The 19,257-nt window shown below is 70.3% G+C and carries 19 protein-coding genes and 1 tRNA gene; 11 read left to right on the top strand and 9 right to left on the bottom strand.

The genetic code is table 11. The features are described 5' to 3' along the window. Positions 1–33 precede the first annotated feature (33 nt). Positions 34–118: transfer RNA gene (locus EES48_RS05125), tRNA-Leu, on the top strand. A 62-nt stretch (positions 119–180) separates the two neighbouring features. Here the strand turns inward: EES48_RS05125 and EES48_RS05120 are convergent. Beyond that, positions 181–1,728, bottom strand: a complete 1,548-nt coding sequence (locus tag EES48_RS05120) for an amino acid permease (protein WP_122465312.1) — start codon at positions 1,726–1,728, stop codon at positions 181–183. 137 nt (positions 1,729–1,865) lie between these two features. Here EES48_RS05120 and hrpB point away from each other — a divergent pair, with 137 nt between their 5' ends. The 3 genes from hrpB to EES48_RS05105 all read left to right on the top strand — a co-directional run bounded on the left by hrpB (position 1,866) and on the right by EES48_RS05105 (position 6,112). Continuing rightward, entirely contained in the window at positions 1,866–4,313 is a 2,448-nt protein-coding gene (gene hrpB / locus EES48_RS05115) for an ATP-dependent helicase HrpB (RefSeq protein ID WP_122465311.1), read from the top strand. A gap of 97 nt (positions 4,314–4,410) precedes the next feature. Next, positions 4,411–5,421, top strand: coding sequence for a sensor histidine kinase (locus EES48_RS05110; protein ID WP_162998028.1), 1,011 nt, complete (start codon positions 4,411–4,413; stop codon positions 5,419–5,421). Positions 5,422–5,515: 94 nt separating this feature from the next. Then, complete coding sequence (locus EES48_RS05105) at positions 5,516–6,112, top strand: hypothetical protein (RefSeq protein ID WP_122465309.1); 597 nt, start codon at positions 5,516–5,518, stop codon at positions 6,110–6,112. A 16-nt stretch (positions 6,113–6,128) separates the two neighbouring features. Here EES48_RS05105 and EES48_RS05100 read toward each other — a convergent pair whose 3' ends face one another. From EES48_RS05100 to EES48_RS05085, 4 genes are read right to left on the bottom strand one after another with little or no spacing between them, the layout of a single operon-like run. Then, complete coding sequence (locus tag EES48_RS05100; RefSeq protein ID WP_122465308.1) at positions 6,129–6,590, bottom strand: OsmC family protein; 462 nt, start codon at positions 6,588–6,590, stop codon at positions 6,129–6,131. Beyond that, complete coding sequence (locus tag EES48_RS05095; protein WP_122465307.1) at positions 6,590–7,387, bottom strand: TrmH family RNA methyltransferase; 798 nt, start codon at positions 7,385–7,387, stop codon at positions 6,590–6,592. The genes EES48_RS05100 and EES48_RS05095 overlap by 1 nt, the downstream gene beginning before the upstream one ends. Then, positions 7,384–8,301: a class I SAM-dependent methyltransferase gene (locus EES48_RS05090; RefSeq protein ID WP_420807945.1), complete on the bottom strand. Its 918-nt coding sequence runs from the start codon at positions 8,299–8,301 to the stop codon at positions 7,384–7,386. Before EES48_RS05090 ends, EES48_RS05095 begins: the two co-directional genes overlap by 4 nt. Positions 8,302–8,322: 21 nt before the next feature. Further along, on the bottom strand, positions 8,323–9,690 hold the full coding sequence (locus tag EES48_RS05085) for a glycosyltransferase (protein ID WP_240623230.1): 1,368 nt from the start codon (positions 9,688–9,690) through the stop codon (positions 8,323–8,325). 139 nt (positions 9,691–9,829) lie between these two features. Between EES48_RS05085 and EES48_RS15100 the strand changes: the two genes are divergently transcribed. From EES48_RS15100 to EES48_RS05065, 4 genes are read left to right on the top strand one after another with little or no spacing between them, the layout of a single operon-like run. Next, positions 9,830–10,462 (top strand): TetR/AcrR family transcriptional regulator, encoded by a 633-nt coding sequence (locus tag EES48_RS15100; protein ID WP_240623259.1) that lies wholly within the window; start codon positions 9,830–9,832, stop codon positions 10,460–10,462. Between the two features lie 29 nt (positions 10,463–10,491). After that, positions 10,492–11,253, top strand: a complete 762-nt coding sequence (locus tag EES48_RS15095) for an ABC transporter substrate-binding protein (protein ID WP_240623229.1) — start codon at positions 10,492–10,494, stop codon at positions 11,251–11,253. Then, complete coding sequence (locus EES48_RS05070; RefSeq protein WP_122465303.1) at positions 11,250–12,230, top strand: FecCD family ABC transporter permease; 981 nt, start codon at positions 11,250–11,252, stop codon at positions 12,228–12,230. Before EES48_RS15095 ends, EES48_RS05070 begins: the two co-directional genes overlap by 4 nt. Beyond that, positions 12,218–12,994 (top strand): ABC transporter ATP-binding protein, encoded by a 777-nt coding sequence (locus tag EES48_RS05065; protein WP_122465302.1) that lies wholly within the window; start codon positions 12,218–12,220, stop codon positions 12,992–12,994. The genes EES48_RS05070 and EES48_RS05065 overlap by 13 nt, the downstream gene beginning before the upstream one ends. Here the strand turns inward: EES48_RS05065 and EES48_RS05060 are convergent. Beyond that, on the bottom strand, positions 12,991–13,494 hold the full coding sequence (locus EES48_RS05060; RefSeq protein WP_122465301.1) for a nuclear transport factor 2 family protein: 504 nt from the start codon (positions 13,492–13,494) through the stop codon (positions 12,991–12,993). The genes EES48_RS05065 and EES48_RS05060 overlap by 4 nt on opposite strands. A 121-nt stretch (positions 13,495–13,615) precedes the next feature. Between EES48_RS05060 and lipA the strand changes: the two genes are divergently transcribed. After that, a complete protein-coding gene (gene lipA / locus EES48_RS05055) occupies positions 13,616–14,578 on the top strand; it encodes a lipoyl synthase (RefSeq protein WP_122465300.1) in 963 nt (320 codons plus the stop codon). A 7-nt stretch (positions 14,579–14,585) separates the two neighbouring features. Continuing rightward, positions 14,586–15,041, top strand: coding sequence for a type II toxin-antitoxin system RatA family toxin (locus EES48_RS05050; protein ID WP_122465299.1), 456 nt, complete (start codon positions 14,586–14,588; stop codon positions 15,039–15,041). Between the two features lie 3 nt (positions 15,042–15,044). On the opposite strand, the gene EES48_RS05045 is transcribed toward EES48_RS05050, so the two are convergent. From EES48_RS05045 to EES48_RS05035, 3 genes are all read right to left on the bottom strand, one after another. Further along, a complete protein-coding gene (locus EES48_RS05045) occupies positions 15,045–15,389 on the bottom strand; it encodes a hypothetical protein (RefSeq protein WP_122465298.1) in 345 nt (114 codons plus the stop codon). Between the two features lie 139 nt (positions 15,390–15,528). Beyond that, complete coding sequence (locus EES48_RS05040; RefSeq protein WP_122465297.1) at positions 15,529–15,975, bottom strand: hypothetical protein; 447 nt, start codon at positions 15,973–15,975, stop codon at positions 15,529–15,531. Between the two features lie 79 nt (positions 15,976–16,054). Continuing rightward, positions 16,055–18,253, bottom strand: a complete 2,199-nt coding sequence (locus EES48_RS05035) for a S9 family peptidase (RefSeq protein ID WP_122465296.1) — start codon at positions 18,251–18,253, stop codon at positions 16,055–16,057. Between EES48_RS05035 and EES48_RS05030 the strand changes: the two genes are divergently transcribed. After that, a complete protein-coding gene (locus tag EES48_RS05030; protein WP_122465295.1) occupies positions 18,252–19,160 on the top strand; it encodes a trypsin-like peptidase domain-containing protein in 909 nt (302 codons plus the stop codon). The two genes, EES48_RS05035 and EES48_RS05030, sit on opposite strands and share 2 nt — an antisense overlap. Positions 19,161–19,257 lie beyond the last annotated feature (97 nt).

Here is a 19,257-nt window from a genome sequence, read left to right as displayed (position 1 = left end):
GCGGGACAGCCTAGAGGCACGCCCTGCCTGATCGCGGATGTGGCGGAACTGGTAGACGCACTGGATTTAGGTTCCAGCGCCGCGAGGCGTGGAGGTTCGAGTCCTCTCATCCGCACCAAGCAAAGGAAAAGCCCGGGGCCGAAACCCCGGGCTTCTCTCGTTTCGGGCGTCGCCCTCCGCTTAGCGCGGCATGGGCGGAACCGGCGGCGGCGGGGCGTCGGGATCGTCCTCGTGGACGTCGATGATGCCTTGGCCGACGTGGCTCTTGCGGTAGCCGTACAGGAAGTAGACGACCAGGCCGAGCGCACCCCAGATGGGCAGCACCAGCTTGGCGTCGGTGGGCAGGTTGAAGAACAGCCCGACCGTGCCGATGATCGCCAGCGGCGCGACGATCCACACCGCCGGCGTCTTGAACGGACGGTGACGGGTCGGATCCTTCTTGCGCAGGATCAGCACCGCGATCGCCACCATGAAGAAGGCGAACAGGGTGCCGGAGTTGGCGATGTCGGCCAACTGTCCGACCGGCAGGAAGGCGGCGAAGAAGGCCACGGCCACGCCGGTGATCATGGTGACGATGTGCGGCGTCTTCCACTTGGGGTGGATCTTGGCCAGGAAGCCCGGCAGCAGGCCGTCGCGCGCCATCACGAAGAAGATGCGGGTCTGGCCGAACAGCATGATCAGGATGACCGAGGGCAGGGCGAGGAACGCCGCGATGCCGATCAGGTCGCCGATCCGCTCGTAACCCACTTCGCGCAGCACGTGGGCCAGGGCCTCACGCGAACAGACGAGAGGCTCGGATCCAGCGGCCATCAGGCTCTGGCACTGGGCGGCGAGGCCGGAACTGCCGGCGGCGAGGATCTCGCCGTTCGGTCCGGCCACGGGCTGGGCGCCCATGGCGCCGATCGCGCCGGCTGCGACCAGCAGGTAGAAGATGGTGCAGATACCAAGCGAACCGATCAGGCCGATCGGCACGTTGCGCTGCGGATCCTTGGTCTCTTCCGCCGCCGTCGAGACGGCGTCAAAGCCGACATAGGCGAAGAAGATGGTGGCCGCCGCACCGACGATGCCCAGGCCTTGGCCCGTGGTGTCGAACCACCCCTTGGGAGCGAACGGCTCGAAGTTGGCCCCCTGGATGGCCGGAAGGGTCAGCACGATAAAGGTGGTCAGGGCGGTGACCTTGATGGCCACCAGGATGGCGTTGACCCGCGCCGACTCGGTGGTGCCGATCATCAGCAACAGGGTGATCAGCAAAGCGATGCTGAGAGCCGGAAGGTTGACGATGCCGCCAGCGTAGGGGCCGGCCGAGAGCGCAAGGGGCAACTCTATACCCCAACTGCCTAACAACCCGATGAAGTAGCCGGACCAGCCCACCGACACGGCGGAGGCGGCCACCGCGTACTCCAGGATCAGGGCCCAGCCCACGGTCCAGGCCAGAAGCTCGCCCATAACGGCGTAGGTATAGGTGTAGGCCGAACCCGATACCGGCACCATCGAGGCCAGCTCCGAGTAGCAGAGCGCGGCGACGGCGCAGACGGCCGCGGCGATGACGAAGCTCCACATCATGCCCGGGCCGGCCTTCTGGGCGGCCTCGGAGGTCAGGACGAAGATGCCCGTACCAATGATGGCGCCGACGCCCAGGAGCGTCAGCTGGACCGGACCCAGGGTCCGCGTCAGTGAATTTTTCTGGGCCGTGGCCAGGATGGCGTCGAGCGGCTTAACGCGCCACATGTAGTCCCCTCCGACTGTTTCAGCGGTTGCTGTTGGCGCGGACGCTAGCGATGTGACGGGACTGTGGCAACGCGGTTTCGCCCCGTTGGCGCAAGCGTGAGGCTGGCGAGCCGGCGCCGGGACGGCTAGGGCGTGGCATGGCCGCCGCCGAAACCCTGCCGATCCACGAGGCGCTGCCGGCGCTGGCGGCGGCTCTGGCGCGGTCGAATGTCGCGGTGCTGGCCGCACCGCCGGGGGCGGGCAAGACCACGGTCGTCCCTCTGGCGCTGCTGGATCAGCCGTGGCTGAACGGGCGAATCCTGGTGCTGGAGCCACGGCGGCTGGCGGCCCGGGCGGCGGCGCGGCGCATGGCCCAGACCCTGGGCGAGGCGGTCGGCCAGACGGTGGGGGTGCGCAGTCGGGGGGAAACGCGGGTCGGGCCGACGACGCGAATCGAGGTGGTGACCGAGGGGGTGTTCACCCGTCTGATCCTCGACGATCCGGGCCTGGAAGGCGTCGGCGCTGTTCTCTTCGATGAATTCCACGAGCGCAGCCTGGACGCCGACCTGGGCCTGGCGCTGGCGCGCGAGGCGCAGGGGCTGCTGAGGGATGATCTCAGGCTGCTGGTGATGTCGGCGACGCTGGATACGACGGCGGTGTCGCGATTGCTCGGGGATGCGCCGGTGATCGCCTCCGAGGGGCGGATGTTTCCGATCGAGACGCGGCATCTGGAGCCGGGCGTCGGGGAGCGGATCGAGGACGCCACGGCGCGGGCGGTGCGGCAGGCCATCCGGGAGGAGACGGGCTCGATCCTGGTCTTCCTGCCGGGGCAGGGCGAGATACGACGGGTGGCGGAGCGGCTGGCGGGGCTGGAAGGCGAGCGGCTGGTGGTGGCGCCACTGTATGGTGGACTGGATCGGGGCGAGCAGGATCGGGCGGTGGAGCCCGCGCCGCCGGGCGTCCGCAAGGTGGTGCTGGCCAGCGCCATCGCCGAAACCAGTCTGACCATTCAGGGCGTGCGGGTGGTGATCGATTCGGGTCTGTCGCGCGTGCCCCGGTTCGATCCGTCCAGCGGCCTGACCCGATTGGCCACGGTGAGGGTCAGCCGCGCCTCGGCTGACCAGAGGCGGGGGCGGGCGGGACGGACCGAGCCGGGGGTCTGTTACCGGCTGTGGCCGGAGGCGGAGACGCGGGGCCTGGCCCCCAGCCTGCCGCCCGAGATCGCCGAGGCGGACCTGACCGGGTTCGCACTGGATCTGGCGCGGTGGGGGCGGAAGGACGCCGATGGACTGGCTCTGCTGGATATGCCGCCGGGCGGCGCGTTCGCGGAGGCGCGGGCGGTGCTCGGGCGTTTGGGCGCCTTGGACGGGGAGGGCGCGCTGACGGCGCATGGACGGCGGATGGCCGAGCTGCCGCTGTCACCCCGACTGGCGCACATGCTGGCGACGGCGGCGGATCGCGGCGACACGGCGACGGCGGCGCGGGCGGCGGCGATCCTGAGCGAGCCGGGGCTGGGCGGCGACGATGTCGATCTGGGCGAGCGGCTGCGTCGGCTGGGCCGGGACGACGGGGGACGGGCGAAGGAGGCCCGCGCGCTGGCGGATCGCTGGTCGCGAACCGCCGGTGGGGCGAAGGGCGAGCGGCTGGAGCCCGGCATACTGCTGGGTCTGGCCTTCCCGGAGCGGATAGGCAGGGCGCGGGGCCGGCCGGGGGAGTTCCTGCTGGCCTCGGGGCGCGGCGTATTCCTCGAGCCGACCGAGGCGCTGGCGCGGGCGCCGTGGCTGGCGGTGGGGGAATTGGGCGGCGGACGCGAGGCGCGCGACCGGATTCGACTGGCGGCGGCTCTGGACGAAGCGACGGTACGGGCGATGTTCGCGGAGGCCATCACCCTGGACGACCGGTTGGTGGTCGAGCCGTCCGGGCGACGCGTAGTGAGGCGGATCGAGCGGCTGGGGGCCGTCGTGCTGGGCGAGACGGTGCTGGGCGCGCCGGACCGGGTGACCCTGACGGCGGCTTTGCTGGGGGAGGTGGCGCGCGGCGGCCTGTCGGCGCTGCCCTGGAGCGAGCGGGCGCTGTCGATCCGCGCGCGGCTGGCCTTTCTGCGCGAGCGGGACGCGGGATGGCCCGATGTGTCGGACGCGGGGCTGTGGGCGGCGCGGGCGGAGTGGCTGGAGCCTGTGCTGGGGCAGGTCGAGAGCCTGGCGTCGACGCGCGATCGGCTGGCCGACGCCCTGATCGGGCTGATCCCATGGGACCGGCAGCGGCGGCTGGAGGCGGAGGCGCCGGAGCGCTTTGAAACGCCGCTGGGGACCACCGCCGCCATCGACTACGGCGCGGAGGGCGGACCTCGGGTCGAGGTGCGGGTGCAGGAGTTGTTCGGGCTGAAGGCGCATCCCACGGTGGGGCCGGACGCCACGCCGCTGACGCTGGCCCTGCTGTCGCCGGCGCGGCGCCCGGTGCAGGTGACGAAGGATCTGCCGGGCTTCTGGACGGGATCGTGGGCGGCGGTGCGAGCCGATATGCGGGGCCGCTATCCGAAACACCCCTGGCCGGAAGACCCGGCCAATGCGCCGCCGACCAACCGGACGAAGGCGCGATCGCGCTGAAACGCACCGGCCGTCCTCTCTTCGCTTAATCGGAATGAGACAGGGCATCGTCGGACGCGTAGGAAACGCTTTCAGCCCTTCGAACTCAGGTCGCCCAATGCCGTTCGCCAGTGACGCTCAACTCGCCGCCGCGATCGTCAACAATGTGCGCGCCTACGCCATCGTCGTGATGAACGGCAGTGGCGTCGTCCAGCACTGGCTCGGCGATGCCGAGGCCGTCACCGGCTTTGGTCCGAGTGACGCCTGTGGGCGCCATCTCCGCTTCCTGTTCAGCGAGGCGGACCAGGCGGACGGCGCGGCGGAGCGTGAGATCGAGAGAGCTCTGCTCAAGGGAAGAGCCGAAGACAGCCGCTGGCACCAGCGTAAGGACGGTCGTCGGTTTTGGGCCAACGGCATGACGCTGCGACTGGATGGGGTCGAGGATGTGCTGGTCAAGATCTTCCGCGACGAGACCCCGGCCAAGCGCGCCGAGGAGCAGCGCGTTCTGCTGCTGAACGAGCTGAACCATCGCGTGAAGAACACCCTGGCGACCGTGCAGTCCGTGGTCGAACAGACACTCCGCTCCGCGAGCATCGGCGACGCGCTGCGCCAAGATCTGTCGGGACGAATCATGGCCTTGTCCCGCGCGCACGACGTCCTGGTCGCTCAGACGTGGGCGGGCGCCGATCTCGAGACGCTCATTCACGAGATGGCCGGCCCGCATCAGCGCGATCCGTCGCCGTTCGCGTTCGACGGCCCCCCGGTGCTGCTACATCCATCCCAGGCGGTGGCCTTGGCCCTGACGCTTCACGAACTGACCACCAACGCCATCAAATACGGCGCCCTGAGCGTCAGCGAAGGTCGCGTCTCCCTGAGCTGGAACCTGGCGCACAATGCCGGCGGCGAGCGCTTTCTCACCCTGTTGTGGCGCGAGAGCGGGGGGCCTCAGGTGGGCAAGGCCGGTAAAGCCGGGTTCGGCACGCGAATGATCCGCCAGACCTTCGCCGACCAGGCGGGCGGACGGGCGCGGATCGATCTGGAGCCCGACGGCGTGCGGTGCGTGATGTCGCTCAAGCTGGTTGACGACGCCGACGCCCCCGAGGTCGAGGATACGGCCGAAGGGACGTGATCGCGCGTTCCCGCCCCTCATTCGGCGACCGATGGTTGCCTTGGCTAGCGGTAGGAGGCCAAGGTCATCGCGATCAAGGAACGGGGGCGGGGCCATGAGACCAACCATTTTCGCCGCGGCGCTGGCCGTCATGGCGCTGGGCGCTTGCCAGCCGGCCCAGGGGGAAGCCGCCGCGACGGTCCAGCCGGCCAACCCTTCCGACCCGACGCTGGCGACCTATTCCGACCCGGCGGTGGGGATCGCGTTCGACCATGCGGCGGATCGCCAGGTCCGGGCCTGCGAGGTGTTTGAAGGCGAACAGCCTCGCCCCTGCGTCGAACTGGTCGAGCTCATCGAGGGCGAGACGGTCCCCCTGCTGCGCCTGCTCGTGGTCGATGGCGATCTGGAGACCGTGGCGCGGGAGGAGGCAGGCTTCGAGCCCGACGCCCAAGGACGCTGGATGACCACCTACGGACGGTTCGAGCCCGTGGCGGTCGAGCGATTCCGGTCCGGCGACTATCAGGGCATGAAGGCCGTCGTGACCTGCGGCATCGAAGGCGAGAATGGGTTCCACGCGGCCGGGGGCGAGTGCCTTTGGGCGGTCATCGGTGACGGCGGCCGCGCCGTCGTGGCGACCACCGACGGTCTCTACGGTCTGGACGACGCCACACAGGCGACCCTGAACTCCGTCCGGTTGCTGCCGGCCGGATAAGGCGACGCGCGAGCGCTTACGCCAGAGCTGCGACCCGCACCTCGGTCGTCACCGAATTGGCCAGAAAGCATCGGTCGTGCGCGGCGTGGTGGAGAGCGTCGATCTCCGCGGCGCTTGGGCTTGCGCCATGGAAGCGAAGGTCGGGCGCCAGCACGACCTCCAGCATAGCCAGCCGCCCCTCGGGGTTTCGGCCCATCCGACCCTCGGCGCGATCCTCGTAGCCGGTCACGACCCAGCCAGCCTCCGCGGCCAGGGACAGAAACCATAGCATGTGGCAGCTGGACAGGGCGGCGACGAAGGCCTCCTCGGGATCGACGGCCGCCTCGACAGAAAGGGGCAGGGGCACGACCGAGGGGCTGGACGAGGCCGCGACCTCGACGCCGCCGTCGAAGCGCCAGACGTGGGCACGGCTGTAGCGGCCCGAGGCGAAGTCCGCGGCGCCCGCGCTCCATGAGATCGTGGCCGTGTGGGTCGCCATCAGCTCTTCTCTGTCACAGCATAAAGCATGACGCCGGTGGCGATGGCGAGGTTGAGGCTGTCGGCGCGGCCGCGCATGGGGATCTTGACGTTGAGGTCGCAGGCGGCGGCGAGGCGGTCTGTGAGGCCGGCCTGTTCATTGCCCATCAGAATAAGCGCCGGGGCGCGGACAGGCGCGTCGCGATAGCCGTGGGTGGCGTCCAGCCGGGTGCCGATGACGCTGCCGGGCCAGCGCGCGCGCCAGATCAGGAAGTCCTCGACTGAAGCGCGGGCGATCTGGACGGCGAAGACCGAGCCCATGGTGGCGCGCACCGCCTCGGTGGAGAAGGGGTCGCAGCAATCGCCGATCAGAATGACTCCGCCGGCGCCGGCCGCGTCGGCGGTGCGGATGATGGTGCCGAGATTGCCCGGATCGCGCACTTGCTCCAGCGCCACCCAGGCGGGCGCGGTGGTCGGGTCGATGGCGTCCAGGTCCGTGTAGGCCTGATCGAACACGCCCAGCACGGTCTGTGGGTTCTCCTTGCGGGAAATCTTGGCGAGGATCGGGTGGGTGACGGCGACCACCTCGCCGCCGGCCTTGAGAGTCTCGGAGCGGGCGCGGTCGAGCAGGGGGTGCGGGCGGGCGTCCTGGCCGACCAGCAGCAGGCGAGGGGCGCGGCCCTGGTCCAGCGCCTCGCCGATGAACTTGAGACCTTCGGCCAGGAAGCGGCCGGACTGCTCGCGCTCCTTGCGCATATGCAGGGCGCGGACGGCCTTGACCGTGTCGTTGGTCAGGCTGGTGATCAGGCGTTCGCTCATCGGGCGCGCCAGCGGGCGAAGAAGCTGAGGCCGATCTCGGCGGCGCGCTCGCTGTCCTCGACCAGGGCCAGCTCGCCCCAGTCGATAACGCCGGAGCGGCCGGCCAGCGCCTGGCGGGTCATGTGGGCGAGGGACAGGCCCGACACCCGCGCGGCATAGCCGTTGACCAAAAGGAAGTCGGCGTCGTCGGCCAGCAGGGCGGCGCAGTCGGTCAGCAGGCCGGGCAGGTCTTCGAACAGCCGCCAGACCTCGCCGGTCGGGCCGCGCCCGTATTTGGGCGGGTCGAGGATGATGCCCTGGTATTTGGAGCCGCGCCGGACCTCACGGGCGACGTATTTGCGGGCGTCCTCGACGATCCAGCGGACGGGCGCGTCCTCAAGGCCGGACAGGGCGGCGTTCTCGCGGGCGTAGGCGACAGACTTCTTGGAGGCGTCGACGTGGGTGACCTCGGCCCCGGCGGCGGCGGCGACGAGGCTGGCGACGCCCGTGTAACCGAACAGGTTCAGGAATCTTGGTGCGCTACCGCCCTTCGGGCTGCTTGAGCGCAGGCCGCGCAGGCGGGCGTCCAGCCATTCCCAGTTTCCCGCTTGCTCCGGGAAGAAGGCGAGATGGCGAAAGGGGGTGAAGCGGCCGGCGAAACGGGCCGCGCCCCAGCCCAGGTCGAAACGGTCCAGCGCGGCGCCGCCGAAGCGCCAGCGGCCGGCCTCGTCCTCGTCGGTGGGGTCGAAGACGGCGTCGGGGTTGGCCCAGAGTTCGGGACGGGCGGGGGACCAGAAGCACTGCGGCTCGGGCCGGACCACGGTGAAGCGGCCATAGCGCTCGAGCTTCCCGCCGTCGCCGCTGTCGAGGAGGGCGTAGTCGGCCCAGGCGCGGGTGCGCACCGTCTCGGCGTTGGCGGCTATAGCGGGGCTGATCATCGGGCTGGCTGTAAGGGGTCAGGCCGCCTCGCGTCCAGAGGCCGGGACGGTCGCCTCATCAGGTTCGTGCGGGGTCTTGTCCCAGGCGTAGGGTTGGGTGACCAGGCGCCAGGCGGCCTGAAAAAGGGCGACGGTCGTCAGGGACCAGTAAGTCGGGGCCGACACGGCGTCGATCAGGCGATACCGACCGCCGGCGCGTCTGAGACCCAACCAGCAGGTCAGCCACGCGGCCAGAACGCCTGCGGCCAGGACCAGGACGGCGATCGGCGGGGTGGCGGGCGACAGGCCCTTGGTCGCCGCCGTCATGCCCAGCATGATCATCCAGGCTGCGGTCAGGGCGTGGACGGCGGCCGACAGGATGGCGACCCCTGTGGTGATCTGAAGCGACCAGAAGCCGCGCAGGCCCAGGCGCCACGGCGCGCGCATATGGACGCCCCAGGTCTGCATATAGCCCTTCAGCCAGCGGGTGCGCTGGGGCAGCCACTGGTCGAGGTCGGTCGGGGGGCTCTCCCACGTCGCGCGAGTCAGGACGCCGAGCCGCCAGCCGCGCTTCCACAGACGGTAGCCGAGGTCGGCATCCTCGGTGACGTTCCAGGGATCCCAACCGCCGACCTGGCGCAGAATGTCGGCGCGGAAGTGATTGCTGGTGCCGCCGAGCGGGAAGGGCAGGCCGAGACGCGCCATGGCCGGCAGGGTGACCTCGAACAGGCTGGCGTATTCGGCCGCGAACTGGCGCTCCAGGAAGCCGTCACGGCCGGGCGCGACGCGAATGCGCAGCGGGGCCTGGAAGCAGGCGATGTCGTGACCAGGCCGCTGGAAGCGGGCGGCGGCCTCACGCAGTTGCGCCGGATGAGGATCGTCCTCGGCGTCGTAGACGGTGACCAGGTCGCCCGTGGCGTGGTTGAGCGCGTGGTTCAGCGCGCGCGGCTTGGTGCGCGGGCCGGGCGTGTCGGCGGGCACCACGAGGATCGCCATCCATGTCGGCAGGGGAAGCGATCGCGCGGCGGAGAGCGTCGCCTGGTCGTCCGCCTCGAGCACGATCAGCCCCTGCAGCCTGGTGGACGGATAATCGAGGCGGGACAACCGCTCGACAAGCTGGGGCAGCATGGCCGCCTCATCATAGAGGGCGGCGACGACGGTGTAGCGCGGCAGCACATCGAGGCGGGCGACCGGGGCCGCGCCGCGCGGTGTCAGGATCACCAGGAGGCGCCAGGTCGCGATGATCAGAAAGACGGCCCAGGTGAAATAGACCAAACCCGTCCAGACCCGCGCGGGGAAGGTCAGGGCGACGGCGACGATGACGGCGAGGCCGACGATCAGCGCGGTGAGCTGGCCGCGCGTCAGACCGGCCTTCTGCGCGCTTTCGCGGCGCGGAGGCCCGTGCACCGGTCGCCTGTCGCTCGCCTGATCTGGCATTGCCCCTCCCCGAGAACGCCGCTTTACGACAATGCCCAGCTTGGCCTCCGCGCGCAAATGCGGCTAAGCAGGCCGCCCGGTCCCGGGTATGGGACCGCGTAACGGGATGATGGCCTTGCCGCCTGCCGCCGCCGCGATCCGGTCGTCGAGAAAGCCCAAGGGCGAGGGCCACGCCCGCCGGGGCGAAATCCTGGAGGCCGCCGGCCGCATCTTCGTCGAGCACGGCTATGAAGGCGCGACGATCCGCAAGATCGCCGACGAGGTCGGGCTGTCGTCCACGGCCCTCTACATGCATTTTCCGGACAAGCGGGCGATCCTGGCGGAGATATGCCGCGAGGCGTTCGAGATGTTGCTGGACCACAGCCGGCGGATCGCGGCCTCAAGCGCCAGTCCGGAGGAAAAGCTGAGAGCGATGACGGCGGACTATGCGCGGTTCGCCCTGCAGCATTCCAACGCCTACAGCCTGATCTACATGACCCGCCCCAGCGAGGCGAAGGAGGGAGCGGAGGACGCCGCCCAGGCCATGGGCGCGGACCTGTATCGCCAGTTTCTGGCGCCGGTGGAGCAGCTGGACGCCGAGGGTCGGCTGACCGCGCCGGTCGAGGTGGCGGCACAGGCGCTGTGGGCGTCGGTGCACGGCGTGGTGTCGCTGCGGATCACCAAGCCCTATCTGGCCTGGGCGGAGGCGGAAACGCTGTGCCGATTGACCACAGACGCTCTGCTCGCCCGGCTGCTGCGCTGAGGTCGGCAGCAGCCGGATTGGCTACGCTGGTGCTGAGCGCCGGTGTGGCAGAAGCGCGGCCCCTGTCGATCCTGTCGCTGGATCAGTGTGCCGACCAGTTCGTACTGGCCATGCGCGAGGAGGGCGACCGCCTGACCCTGTCGCCGCGCGCCGATGACGCAGACTCCTATATGCGCGAGGCGGCGGCCGGGCATCGTCTGGCGCGGCCGGGGCTGGAGGCGGTGGTGATGGCGCGTCCGGATGTGGTGGTGCGCTACTGGGGCGGCGATCCGGCGCTGCTGCGCGGCCTGGAGCGGCGCGGCCTGCCGGTGGTGACCATCCCCGACGCCACGGACTTCCACGGCGTGCGGGCCAATGTGCAGGCGGTGGCCAAAGGCCTGGGCCGGCCGGAGGCGGCCGATCCGCTGGTGGCGGAGATGGATACGGATTTGGCGGCGGCGGGGACAGGGCTTCGGACGCGGTCGGCGCTGTATCTGACGGCGGGCGGGTTCACGGCGGGGGCTGGGACACTGATCGACGCGATGCTGACGGCGGCGGGCCTGCGCAACGCCGCGCCGGCGCCGGGCTTTGGGCCGGTGTCGATCGAGCGGCTGGTGATGCAGCCGCCGGCGCGGTTCGTGCTGGGTTTCTTCGACGATGTGCGACGCGACCGGCGCGGGCCGGGGCGGCATCCTGCGCTGGCGCGGCGCATGGCGGAGCGGCCGAGGATCAGCCTGCCCGCCTCTGAGCTCAGCTGCCCGGCCTGGTTCGCGGCGAGTGCGGCGCGACGTCTGGCGGAGGTGGGAGAATGAGCCGGCTGGAGCTCTGCCTAATGCTGGGGGCCGTGGCGGCGCTGGCGCTGGGTGTCGCCATCGGCGAGACGGTGTTCACCGGGCGCGACTGGGCCGAGGCGTTCGGACAGCCGGGCTCGGCGCCGGCCGAGGTGCTGTGGCAGGTGCGGGCGCCGAGGTCGGTGTGCGCCTTTCTGGTCGGGGCGGCGCTGGCCGTGTCGGGGGCGGTGCTGCAGGGGCTGTTGCGCAACCCGCTGGCCGATCCGGGGGTGCTGGGAGTCTCGGCCTCGGCGGCCCTGGGCGGCGCGCTGGCCCTGATCCTGGGCGCGGGCGCGGCGCCGGGCGTGATCGAGCTGGCCGCCCTGGCCGGCGCGGGGCTGGCGGGCGGCGCCCTGGTCGCCGTGGCGGCGCGGACGCGGTCGCCGGAGACCCTGATCCTGTTCGGGGTGGCGCTGTCGGCCTTCGCGGGCGCCCTGACGGCGCTGGTGTTCAATCTTTCGCCTAGCCCGATCGCGGCGGCCGAGGTGATGAACTGGCTGATGGGGTCGGTGCAGAACCGGTCGTGGATAGACGCCGCCTGGGTGGCGCCCGTGGTGGTTGTGGTCGTGCTGCTGGCGCGAGCGTCGGCGCCGGGCCTGAGGCAGCTGAGCCTGGGCGAGGAGGCGGCCGAGATGTCGGGCCTGTCGATGCGGCGTATGCGGCTGATGGCTGTCTTGGCGGCGGCCCTGGCGGCGGGGGCGGCGACGGCGGTGGCGGGAGTGATCGGCTTCGTCGGCCTGGCGGCGCCGCATCTCGTCAGGGCTGCGGTGAGGGGCGATCCCGGGCGACTGCTGATCCCCTCGGCGCTGGCGGGCGGGCTGATGCTGACCCTGGCCGATGTGCTGGCGCGGACCATGCCGACGGATCAGGAGCTGAAGCTGGGGGTGCTGAGCGCCCTGGTCGGGGCGCCGCTGTTCGCCCTTATCGCCTGGCGCGCGGCGCGCGAGTGGCGGCTGTGAGCGGCCCGGCGCTGGAACTGATCGGGGCGCGGGCTGCGCTGGGTCGCCGGACGGTTCTGGACGGCGTCGTTCTGACCGTCGCGGCCGGAGAGGTGGTGGTGCTGGCCGGGCCGAACGGGGCGGGGAAGACCAGCCTGATGCGGGGGGCGCTGGGTCTGATTCCGCTGGCGGGCGGCGAGGCGCGGCTGGGCGGACAAGCGGTGAGTTCGCTGTCGCCGGGCGACCGGGCGCGGCGGGCGGCCTGGCTGCCGCAACAGCGGCGGCTGGCCTGGAACATGCCGGCGGTCGAGGTGGCGGCGCTGGGGGCGCCGTTCCTGACCGGTTCGGAAGCCGTGGCGCGCGCGCGGCGCTGGCTGGAGCGGCTGGAGGCCGGACATCTGGCGGACCGGGGCGTGGCCGAGATGTCGGGCGGGGAGCGGGCGCGGGTGATGCTGGCCCGTCTGCTGGTCACCGAGGCGCCGCTGCTGGTGCTGGACGAGCCCCTGACCGACCTGGACCCCGACGCCCAGCTGCTCGTGCTGGAGGTGTTGCGCGAGCGGGCGCAGGCGGGGGCGGCGGTGCTGGCCAGCCTGCACGACCTGGGGCTGGCCGCTCGTGCCGGCGACCGGGTGGCGGTGATGGCGAAAGGCCGAATGGCAGCGGTCGGCGCGTCGATGGAGGCTTTGCGGCCGCAAGTCCTGTCCGAGGTGTTCGAACTGACCGGTGCATGGGTGGAGACGAGGTCCGGCCCGGCACTGAGCGTCGAGCGCGCCGTCAGGGCCTAGGGCTCGCCCTGACGAATACGCGCCACCACATCGTCGGCGACCGCGTTCGGCACGGCGAAGCTGAGCACGTACTGGGCGATCTTCCAGCCGTCGTCGGTCCGAACCAGCACACCCGAGCCGCGCGTCTCTCCATAGCTGGCGTTGTCCAGCCGCTCGTCGAACCAGGCCACGTCGCCGGACGGCGCGATATCGATGACCCGTTCGCGGGCGCGGTAGGTCCAGGCCGTGTCGCGCTGGAAATAGGGTTCGGCGAAGGCGCGGAACTCGGTCATGGTCCAGCGCTCGGTCGCGTCGGTGCCGATGAAGCGGGCGCTGGGCGTGAAAAGGTCGAAATAGACCGCTTCATCGGCGCTGGCCGCCGTGGCGTGGAGCTGGTCCAGCACCCGCCCGACCTCGGCCTCGGCGCCGGTTTCGGCGACGGCGGCAACGGGCGCAGAGGGCGCGGCCTCGGTCGGAGGCTGCAGGGCGAGGGCGGCGGACAGGATGAGGGCGCTGATCATTCCGGCAGGCTAGGCCCGTCTGGTGCGGCCGTCGAGCGATCCCGCCGGTGGCCTTGCCATTCGTCCGCAAACCCCCGACATAGCGGGTCCGCCCGGAGCCCTCGGAGACGCCCCCGCCGCCATGGTGACGCTGATCGACACCCTGAAGACGTCGCCGTCGCAGCTGCGTCACCCGGAGAAGGCCAATCGGCCCGAGACGGCGGTGTTGCGCAAGCCGGACTGGCTGCGGGTCAAGGCGCCGGGGTCGGGCCAGTACAACGCCACCAAGGCGATCGTGCACGAGAAGGGGCTGAAGACCGTCTGCGAGGAGGCGGCCTGTCCCAACATCGGCGAGTGCTGGAGCCAGAAGCACGCCACCCTGATGATCATGGGCGACACCTGCACGCGGGCCTGCGCCTTCTGTAACGTCAAGACGGGCCTGCCGCAGCCTTTGGACCCGGAAGAGCCGGGCAAGGTCGGGCTGGCTGTAGCGCAGCTGGGCCTGAACCACGTGGTGATCACCTCGGTCGATCGCGATGACGTCGCCGACGGCGGCGCCACCCACTTCGCCGAGGTTGTGCGTGAGATCCGTCGCCAGGCGCCCCGGACCACGATCGAGATCCTGACACCGGACTTCCTGCGGAAAGATGGCGCGGCCGAGGTGATGATCGACGCGCGACCGGATGTCTTCAACCACAATCTGGAGACCGTGCCGCGCCTGTATCTGAAGATCCGGCCCGGCGCGCGGTACTTCCACTCGCTGCGGCTGCTGCAGCAGGTCAAGGAGCGCGACCCCAACCAGTTCACCAAGTCCGGCATCATGGTCGGTCTGGGCGAGACCAAGGAAGAGGTCATGCAGGTGATGGACGACATGCGCTCGGCGGGCGTCGATTTCATCACAATCGGCCAGTACCTGCAGCCGACCCGCAAGCACGCCGCCATCGACCGGTTCGTGACGCCGGAAGAGTTCAACGCCTATGCCGCCATTGCGCGGGCCAAGGGGTTCCTGATGGTGTCGTCCTCGCCGTTGACCCGCAGCTCGCACCACGCCGGCGACGACTTCGCCCGGCTGAAGGCGGCGCGGCTGGCGCAGACCGGTCGCTGACAGGCACTTGGCCGTCCATCGCGTCACCCGCGTCCTGCCTTACCGGCCGGACCAGCTGGCCCAGCTGGTGGCCGACGTCGGGGCCTATCCGGACTTCGTGCCCTGGGTCAGTTCAATGCGGACCTGGAACGCCCGGAATGAGGGTGACATCAGCAAGTTGGACGCCGAGGCGCACGTCGGGTTCGCCTTTCTGAAGGAGCGGTTCTCGACGTGGGTGAAGCATGATCGCGCGCGGCATGTGGTCGAGGTCGGTCTGTTGCGCGGTCCGTTCAGGCATCTGAAGAACCGCTGGGAATTCCATGACCATCCCGAGGGGTGCCGCGTGGAGTTCATGATCGACTTCGCCTTCAAGACGCGGCTGCTGGACGCCATGCTGCACGCCAATTTCGACCGCGCGGTCGGGCGGCTGATGGGCTGTTTCGAAGCACGGGCGAAGGCGCTGTACGGGCCGGCGGCGGTCTGAGCGTCAGGCGCGGGCGGTCGCGCAGTTGATGGGCGACGTCGCCATGGCCGTCTGCTGAGGCGGCGCGTCGCCGGCCTTCAGGTAATCGCTCCAGTCGAACATGGGCTGTTGGCACAGGCTCGTGCTCAACCGTCCGCCCTCCGCGCCGGCCAGGACGATCACATACTGATCCGCTTCGTAGGTCATGCCGCAGGTTGCGCTGACGGTGTGGTGTTCGATCGTGCGGCTGTCCTGATGCTCGCCCTTGAGGGTGCGCAGGGCCACGAAGCGGGTCTTTGTCATGCCGTCGACACCGGGCGCGGCGGTGCGTTCGACCCGACCGATGAAGACCAATTCGGCGTCGGCCATCTGCGCGGCGGCGCTCTCGGCCCGGAGGCAGCTGCAAGCCTCTGCGCCTGTGGCCGAGAGGAAGAGACCGCTCGCGAGGAGGGCGGCGAGAGCGAGGGGCCTAGGGCTGGGCATCAAAGTCTCCGGTGGCCGGAAAGGCTCAGGGCTGAGGCGTGGTCGTCGTGACGACCGCAGAGCCGCCTGTGTCGGTGACCGGCGGCGGCGCCTGGACCTCCACCACGGCGGGCGGCGGCGGGGTGACGGCAGCCTCGGCCGCGCGGGCGGCGGCGGCGCTGGAGGCCTCCAGACGCGCGCGGGCGTCGGACAGGGCGGCGTCGGCGCGGGCGGCGTTGGCTTCGATCACCGCCTGCTGGGCGGTCGAGGAGGCGATGGCGGCCTCGGTCTGGGCGGCGATCAGGGCGTCGTCGGCGACGTCATCCTCGCGCGTGAACAGCCAGGCCAGGCCGATCAGGATGGCGATCACCAGCAGGCCGATCAGGAACCAGACGGCCGGATTGGCAGGATCGCGAACAGGCACGGTGCGTTCGACGACCACGGTGTCGGTCGGCTCGCGGATGATGACGGTCTCGGTGTCGGGTTCGCGCATGGTCGTCCTCCCGGAGCCAAGGCGGCCCCGCAGCGACGAACGTCAAGCTTGACCGGGAGTTCCGGCCCAGTGACGCGGATCAGACCCGCGTCCAGCCTTCGTCGATGGCCCAGACGGCGAAGGCGTAGTCGTGGGCGACCTCCTTCAGATAGTCGAACCGGCCCGAGGCGCCGCCATGGCCGGCCTCCATGTTGATCTTCAACAGCACCGGCTTGCCCGAGGTGGTGGCGGGCCTGAGGCGCGCGACCCACTTCTCCGGCTCCCAGTAGGTGACGCGCGGGTCGGACAGGCCGCCGGTGGCCAGGATCGGCGGATAGGCCTGAGCGGTGACCTGATCGTACGGGCTGTAGCTCATCATGTAGTCGTAAGCCTCGGCGTCCTCGATCGGATTGCCCCACTCGGGCCATTCCGGCGGCGTCAGCGGCAGGGAGGTGTCGGACATGGTGTTGATCACGTCGACGAAGGGCACCTGGCCGATCACGCCGCCCCACAGATCGGGCCGCATGTTGGTCACGGCGCCCATCAACAGACCTCCCGCTGAGCCGCCCTGGGCGACGATCTTGCCCGCCGAGGCATAGTCGCGATCGATCAGGTGTTCGGCGGCGGCGATGAAGTCGGTGAAGGTGTTCTTCTTGGTGAAGCGGCGGGCCGAGAGGAACCAGTTCCAGCCCTTGTCCGAGCCGCCCCGGATGTGGGCGATAGCGTAGATCCAGCCGCGATCGACCAGGCTGAGCCGGTTGGTCGAGAAGCTGGCCGGCATCGGGATGCCGTAAGAGCCGTAGCCGTAGAGCAGCACGGGCGCCGAGCCATCCACGGGCGTGTCGCGATGGCGCAGCACGGTGACCGGGACCAGCTCGCCGTCCGAAGCCGGGGCGTTCAGCCGCTCGACCACATAGGCGGCCGGATCGTGGCCGGATGGCACCTCCTGCACCTTGCGCAGGGTCCGCTCGCGGGCGGCGAGGTCATAGTCGTAGGTCGAGGTCGGGGTGGACGGCGAATTGTAGGCGTAACGGCTCTGGGTCGTGTCGAACTCCGAGGCGCCCATCAGGGTCAGGGCGTAGGCGGGTTCGTCGACCGCGATTTCGTGCTCGGCGCCCTGGCGGTCGCGGACCACGATCCTGGTGTTGGCGTCGGCGCGTTCCTGGCGGGCGATGTGATCGCGGGTCAGGTCCAGGCTCTCAATGAAGCGGCCGGGCGTGTGGGCGACCAGGTCCGTCCAGTTCGCCTTGGCGGGAGACGCGGTCGGGGCCTCCACGATCTTGAAGTCGATGGCGTCATCGGCGTTGGTCCGGATCACCCAGCGGTCGCCCCAGTGGTCGAGGTCGTACAGGCGGCCGGTATGGCGCGGCTCGACCACCACGGGCGTGCCGGTCGGGTCGGCGGCGGGGATGATGCGGGCTTCGGACGTTTCCTGATTGGCGATGGAGATGACCACGAAGGCGTCGTCGGCGGTGCGGCCGACGCCCTGGAAGAAGCCGTCATCCTGCTCCTCATAGACCAAGGCGATGTCGCCGCCTCGCGCGAGGCGGCGGAAGATCTTGTCCGGGCGGCCGTTGTCGTCGCGGTTGGTCCAGAAGATCCACTGGCTGTCGGGCGAGAAGGTCAGGTTTGCGCTGGCCGACTCGATCGGCTCACCCACCAGCTGGCCGGTCTCCAGATCCTTGACCAGGATGCGGTGGACTTCCGAGCCCTGGCTGTCCTCGGCATAGGCGAACAGTGTGTGGTCAGGACTGTTTCCGACATCGCCGGCTTCCCAATAGGCCTTGCCCTCGGCCTCGGCCGGGCCGTTCAGCAGGACCTGTTCGCCCTCGACCTGACCGACGGGGCGGCGGCACCACAGGGGATGCTGAGCCCCAGCGTCAAAGCGGGTGTAGTATTCCCACGGCCCGTCCTTGGCGGGGACGGAGCTGTCGTCCTCCTTGATGCGGCCGCGCATCTCGCGGAACATCTCGTCCTGCAGTGGCAGGGTCGAGGCCATCATCGCCTCGCGGTAGGCGTTCTCGGCCGTCAGGTGCTCCTTGACGTCGGCCTTGATCAGAGTCGGGTCGCGCAGCACCGCCTGCCAGTTGTCGTCCTTCATCCACTGATACTCATCGACCCGGGTGCGGCCCAGCTGTTCGATGATGACGGGGATCTTCTTGGCGACGGGCGGGGTCGGTGCGGTCATCGAGGCTCCGGTTGAGGACTGGGAAGCGGGGGTCTGGGAAAAGGCGGGGGCGCCCACGGCGGCGGTTGCGGCTGCGGCGGTCGAGGCGGCGAGCATCTGGCGGCGGTTCATGGAAGTCCCCGATGGAGTGGCGGCGGACCTTGTGCCCGCGCGGCCGACGCCGTCAAATGTCAAAGTGTTCATTCAGCCCCAAGACCTGCCGCCGCCCGAAATCGTGGTCGAGGCCCCGGCATCGCCCGCCGCAGCCGCACCGGCCTGGGACCTGACCGTCGGCCTGATCAACGCCACGGTGCAGCTGGACCAGCCGCTCGGCGATGGCACGCGCACGGTCGGGACAGGCTTCCTGGTCGACGCGCCGACGCCGGACGGCCAGCCGCGCACCCTGCTGGTCACCGCCGCCCATGTGCTGGAGCGGATGCCGGATGACGAGGCGCGGGTCGGCTGGCGCAGTCCGCGCGAGGGCGCGGTCGGGTGGCGGTTCGAGCCCCAGCAGGTGGCCATTCGCGACGACGGCGTGGCGCGCTGGACCCGCCATCCGGACCAGGACATCGCCGTGATGCGGATCGAGGCGCCGGAGGCGTTTACACGCGCCGCCATCCCGCTGGGCTGGCTGGCCGAGCGGGACGGCCTGGATACGCTGGGCGTCGGGCCGGGCGACGAGCTGATGGCGCTGGGCTTTCCACGCGGCCTGTCGTCGAACCGGGCCGGATTTCCGATCCTGAGGGTGGGGCGGGTGGCCTCGTGGCCTTTGACGCCGATTGAGGCGTTCCCGACCTTCCTGCTGGATTTCAAGGTCTTCTCCGGCAACTCGGGCGGGCCGGTGTTCTGGACGGCCCAGGCGCGGCGTCGTCCGGGCGTGGTTCCGCCGGATCATCCCTTCGTCGCCGGCGTGCTGGTCCAGTCGGTGATCCTGGACGGCGAGCAGCTGGACATCGGGGTGGTGGCTCACGCCGCATATATCCGCGAGGCGATCGCGGTGATGGATGGAAGCTCACAGCCTGCGCGGACGGCGCAATAAACGCCCGTCTGCCCAGTGAGGGCCGAGGACTAAGCCCGCGCACGCCGGCACGTCATCAGCAACTCACGCAAGCCCTCCTGGACCCCGGCCTTCGCCG

Origin of the sequence: Brevundimonas lutea, assembly GCF_003704105.1 — a bacterium.
GTDB classification, from domain to species: domain Bacteria; phylum Pseudomonadota; class Alphaproteobacteria; order Caulobacterales; family Caulobacteraceae; genus Brevundimonas; species Brevundimonas lutea.
The sequence above is the reverse complement of the archived record's forward strand: the minus strand, read 5'-3'. Positions and strand labels throughout refer to the sequence as shown.

Coding starts and splice junctions, on each gene's coding strand:
- EES48_RS05110 (WP_162998028.1), top strand. CDS start 4,411: ATGCCGTTCGCCAGTGACGCTCAACTCGCCGCCGCGATCGTCAACAAT.
- hrpB (WP_122465311.1), top strand. CDS start 1,866: ATGGCCGCCGCCGAAACCCTGCCGATCCACGAGGCGCTGCCGGCGCTG.
- EES48_RS05060 (WP_122465301.1), bottom strand. CDS start 13,494: ATGATCAGCGCCCTCATCCTGTCCGCCGCCCTCGCCCTGCAGCCTCCG.
- EES48_RS05070 (WP_122465303.1), top strand. CDS start 11,250: ATGAGCCGGCTGGAGCTCTGCCTAATGCTGGGGGCCGTGGCGGCGCTG.
- lipA (WP_122465300.1), top strand. CDS start 13,616: ATGGTGACGCTGATCGACACCCTGAAGACGTCGCCGTCGCAGCTGCGT.
- EES48_RS05035 (WP_122465296.1), bottom strand. CDS start 18,253: ATGAACCGCCGCCAGATGCTCGCCGCCTCGACCGCCGCAGCCGCAACC.
- EES48_RS05045 (WP_122465298.1), bottom strand. CDS start 15,389: ATGGCCGACGCCGAATTGGTCTTCATCGGTCGGGTCGAACGCACCGCC.
- EES48_RS15100 (WP_240623259.1), top strand. CDS start 9,830: ATGGCCTTGCCGCCTGCCGCCGCCGCGATCCGGTCGTCGAGAAAGCCC.
- EES48_RS05095 (WP_122465307.1), bottom strand. CDS start 7,387: ATGAGCGAACGCCTGATCACCAGCCTGACCAACGACACGGTCAAGGCC.
- EES48_RS05040 (WP_122465297.1), bottom strand. CDS start 15,975: ATGCGCGAACCCGACACCGAGACCGTCATCATCCGCGAGCCGACCGAC.
- EES48_RS05105 (WP_122465309.1), top strand. CDS start 5,516: ATGAGACCAACCATTTTCGCCGCGGCGCTGGCCGTCATGGCGCTGGGC.
- EES48_RS05100 (WP_122465308.1), bottom strand. CDS start 6,590: ATGGCGACCCACACGGCCACGATCTCATGGAGCGCGGGCGCCGCGGAC.
- EES48_RS05030 (WP_122465295.1), top strand. CDS start 18,252: ATGGAAGTCCCCGATGGAGTGGCGGCGGACCTTGTGCCCGCGCGGCCG.
- EES48_RS05120 (WP_122465312.1), bottom strand. CDS start 1,728: ATGTGGCGCGTTAAGCCGCTCGACGCCATCCTGGCCACGGCCCAGAAA.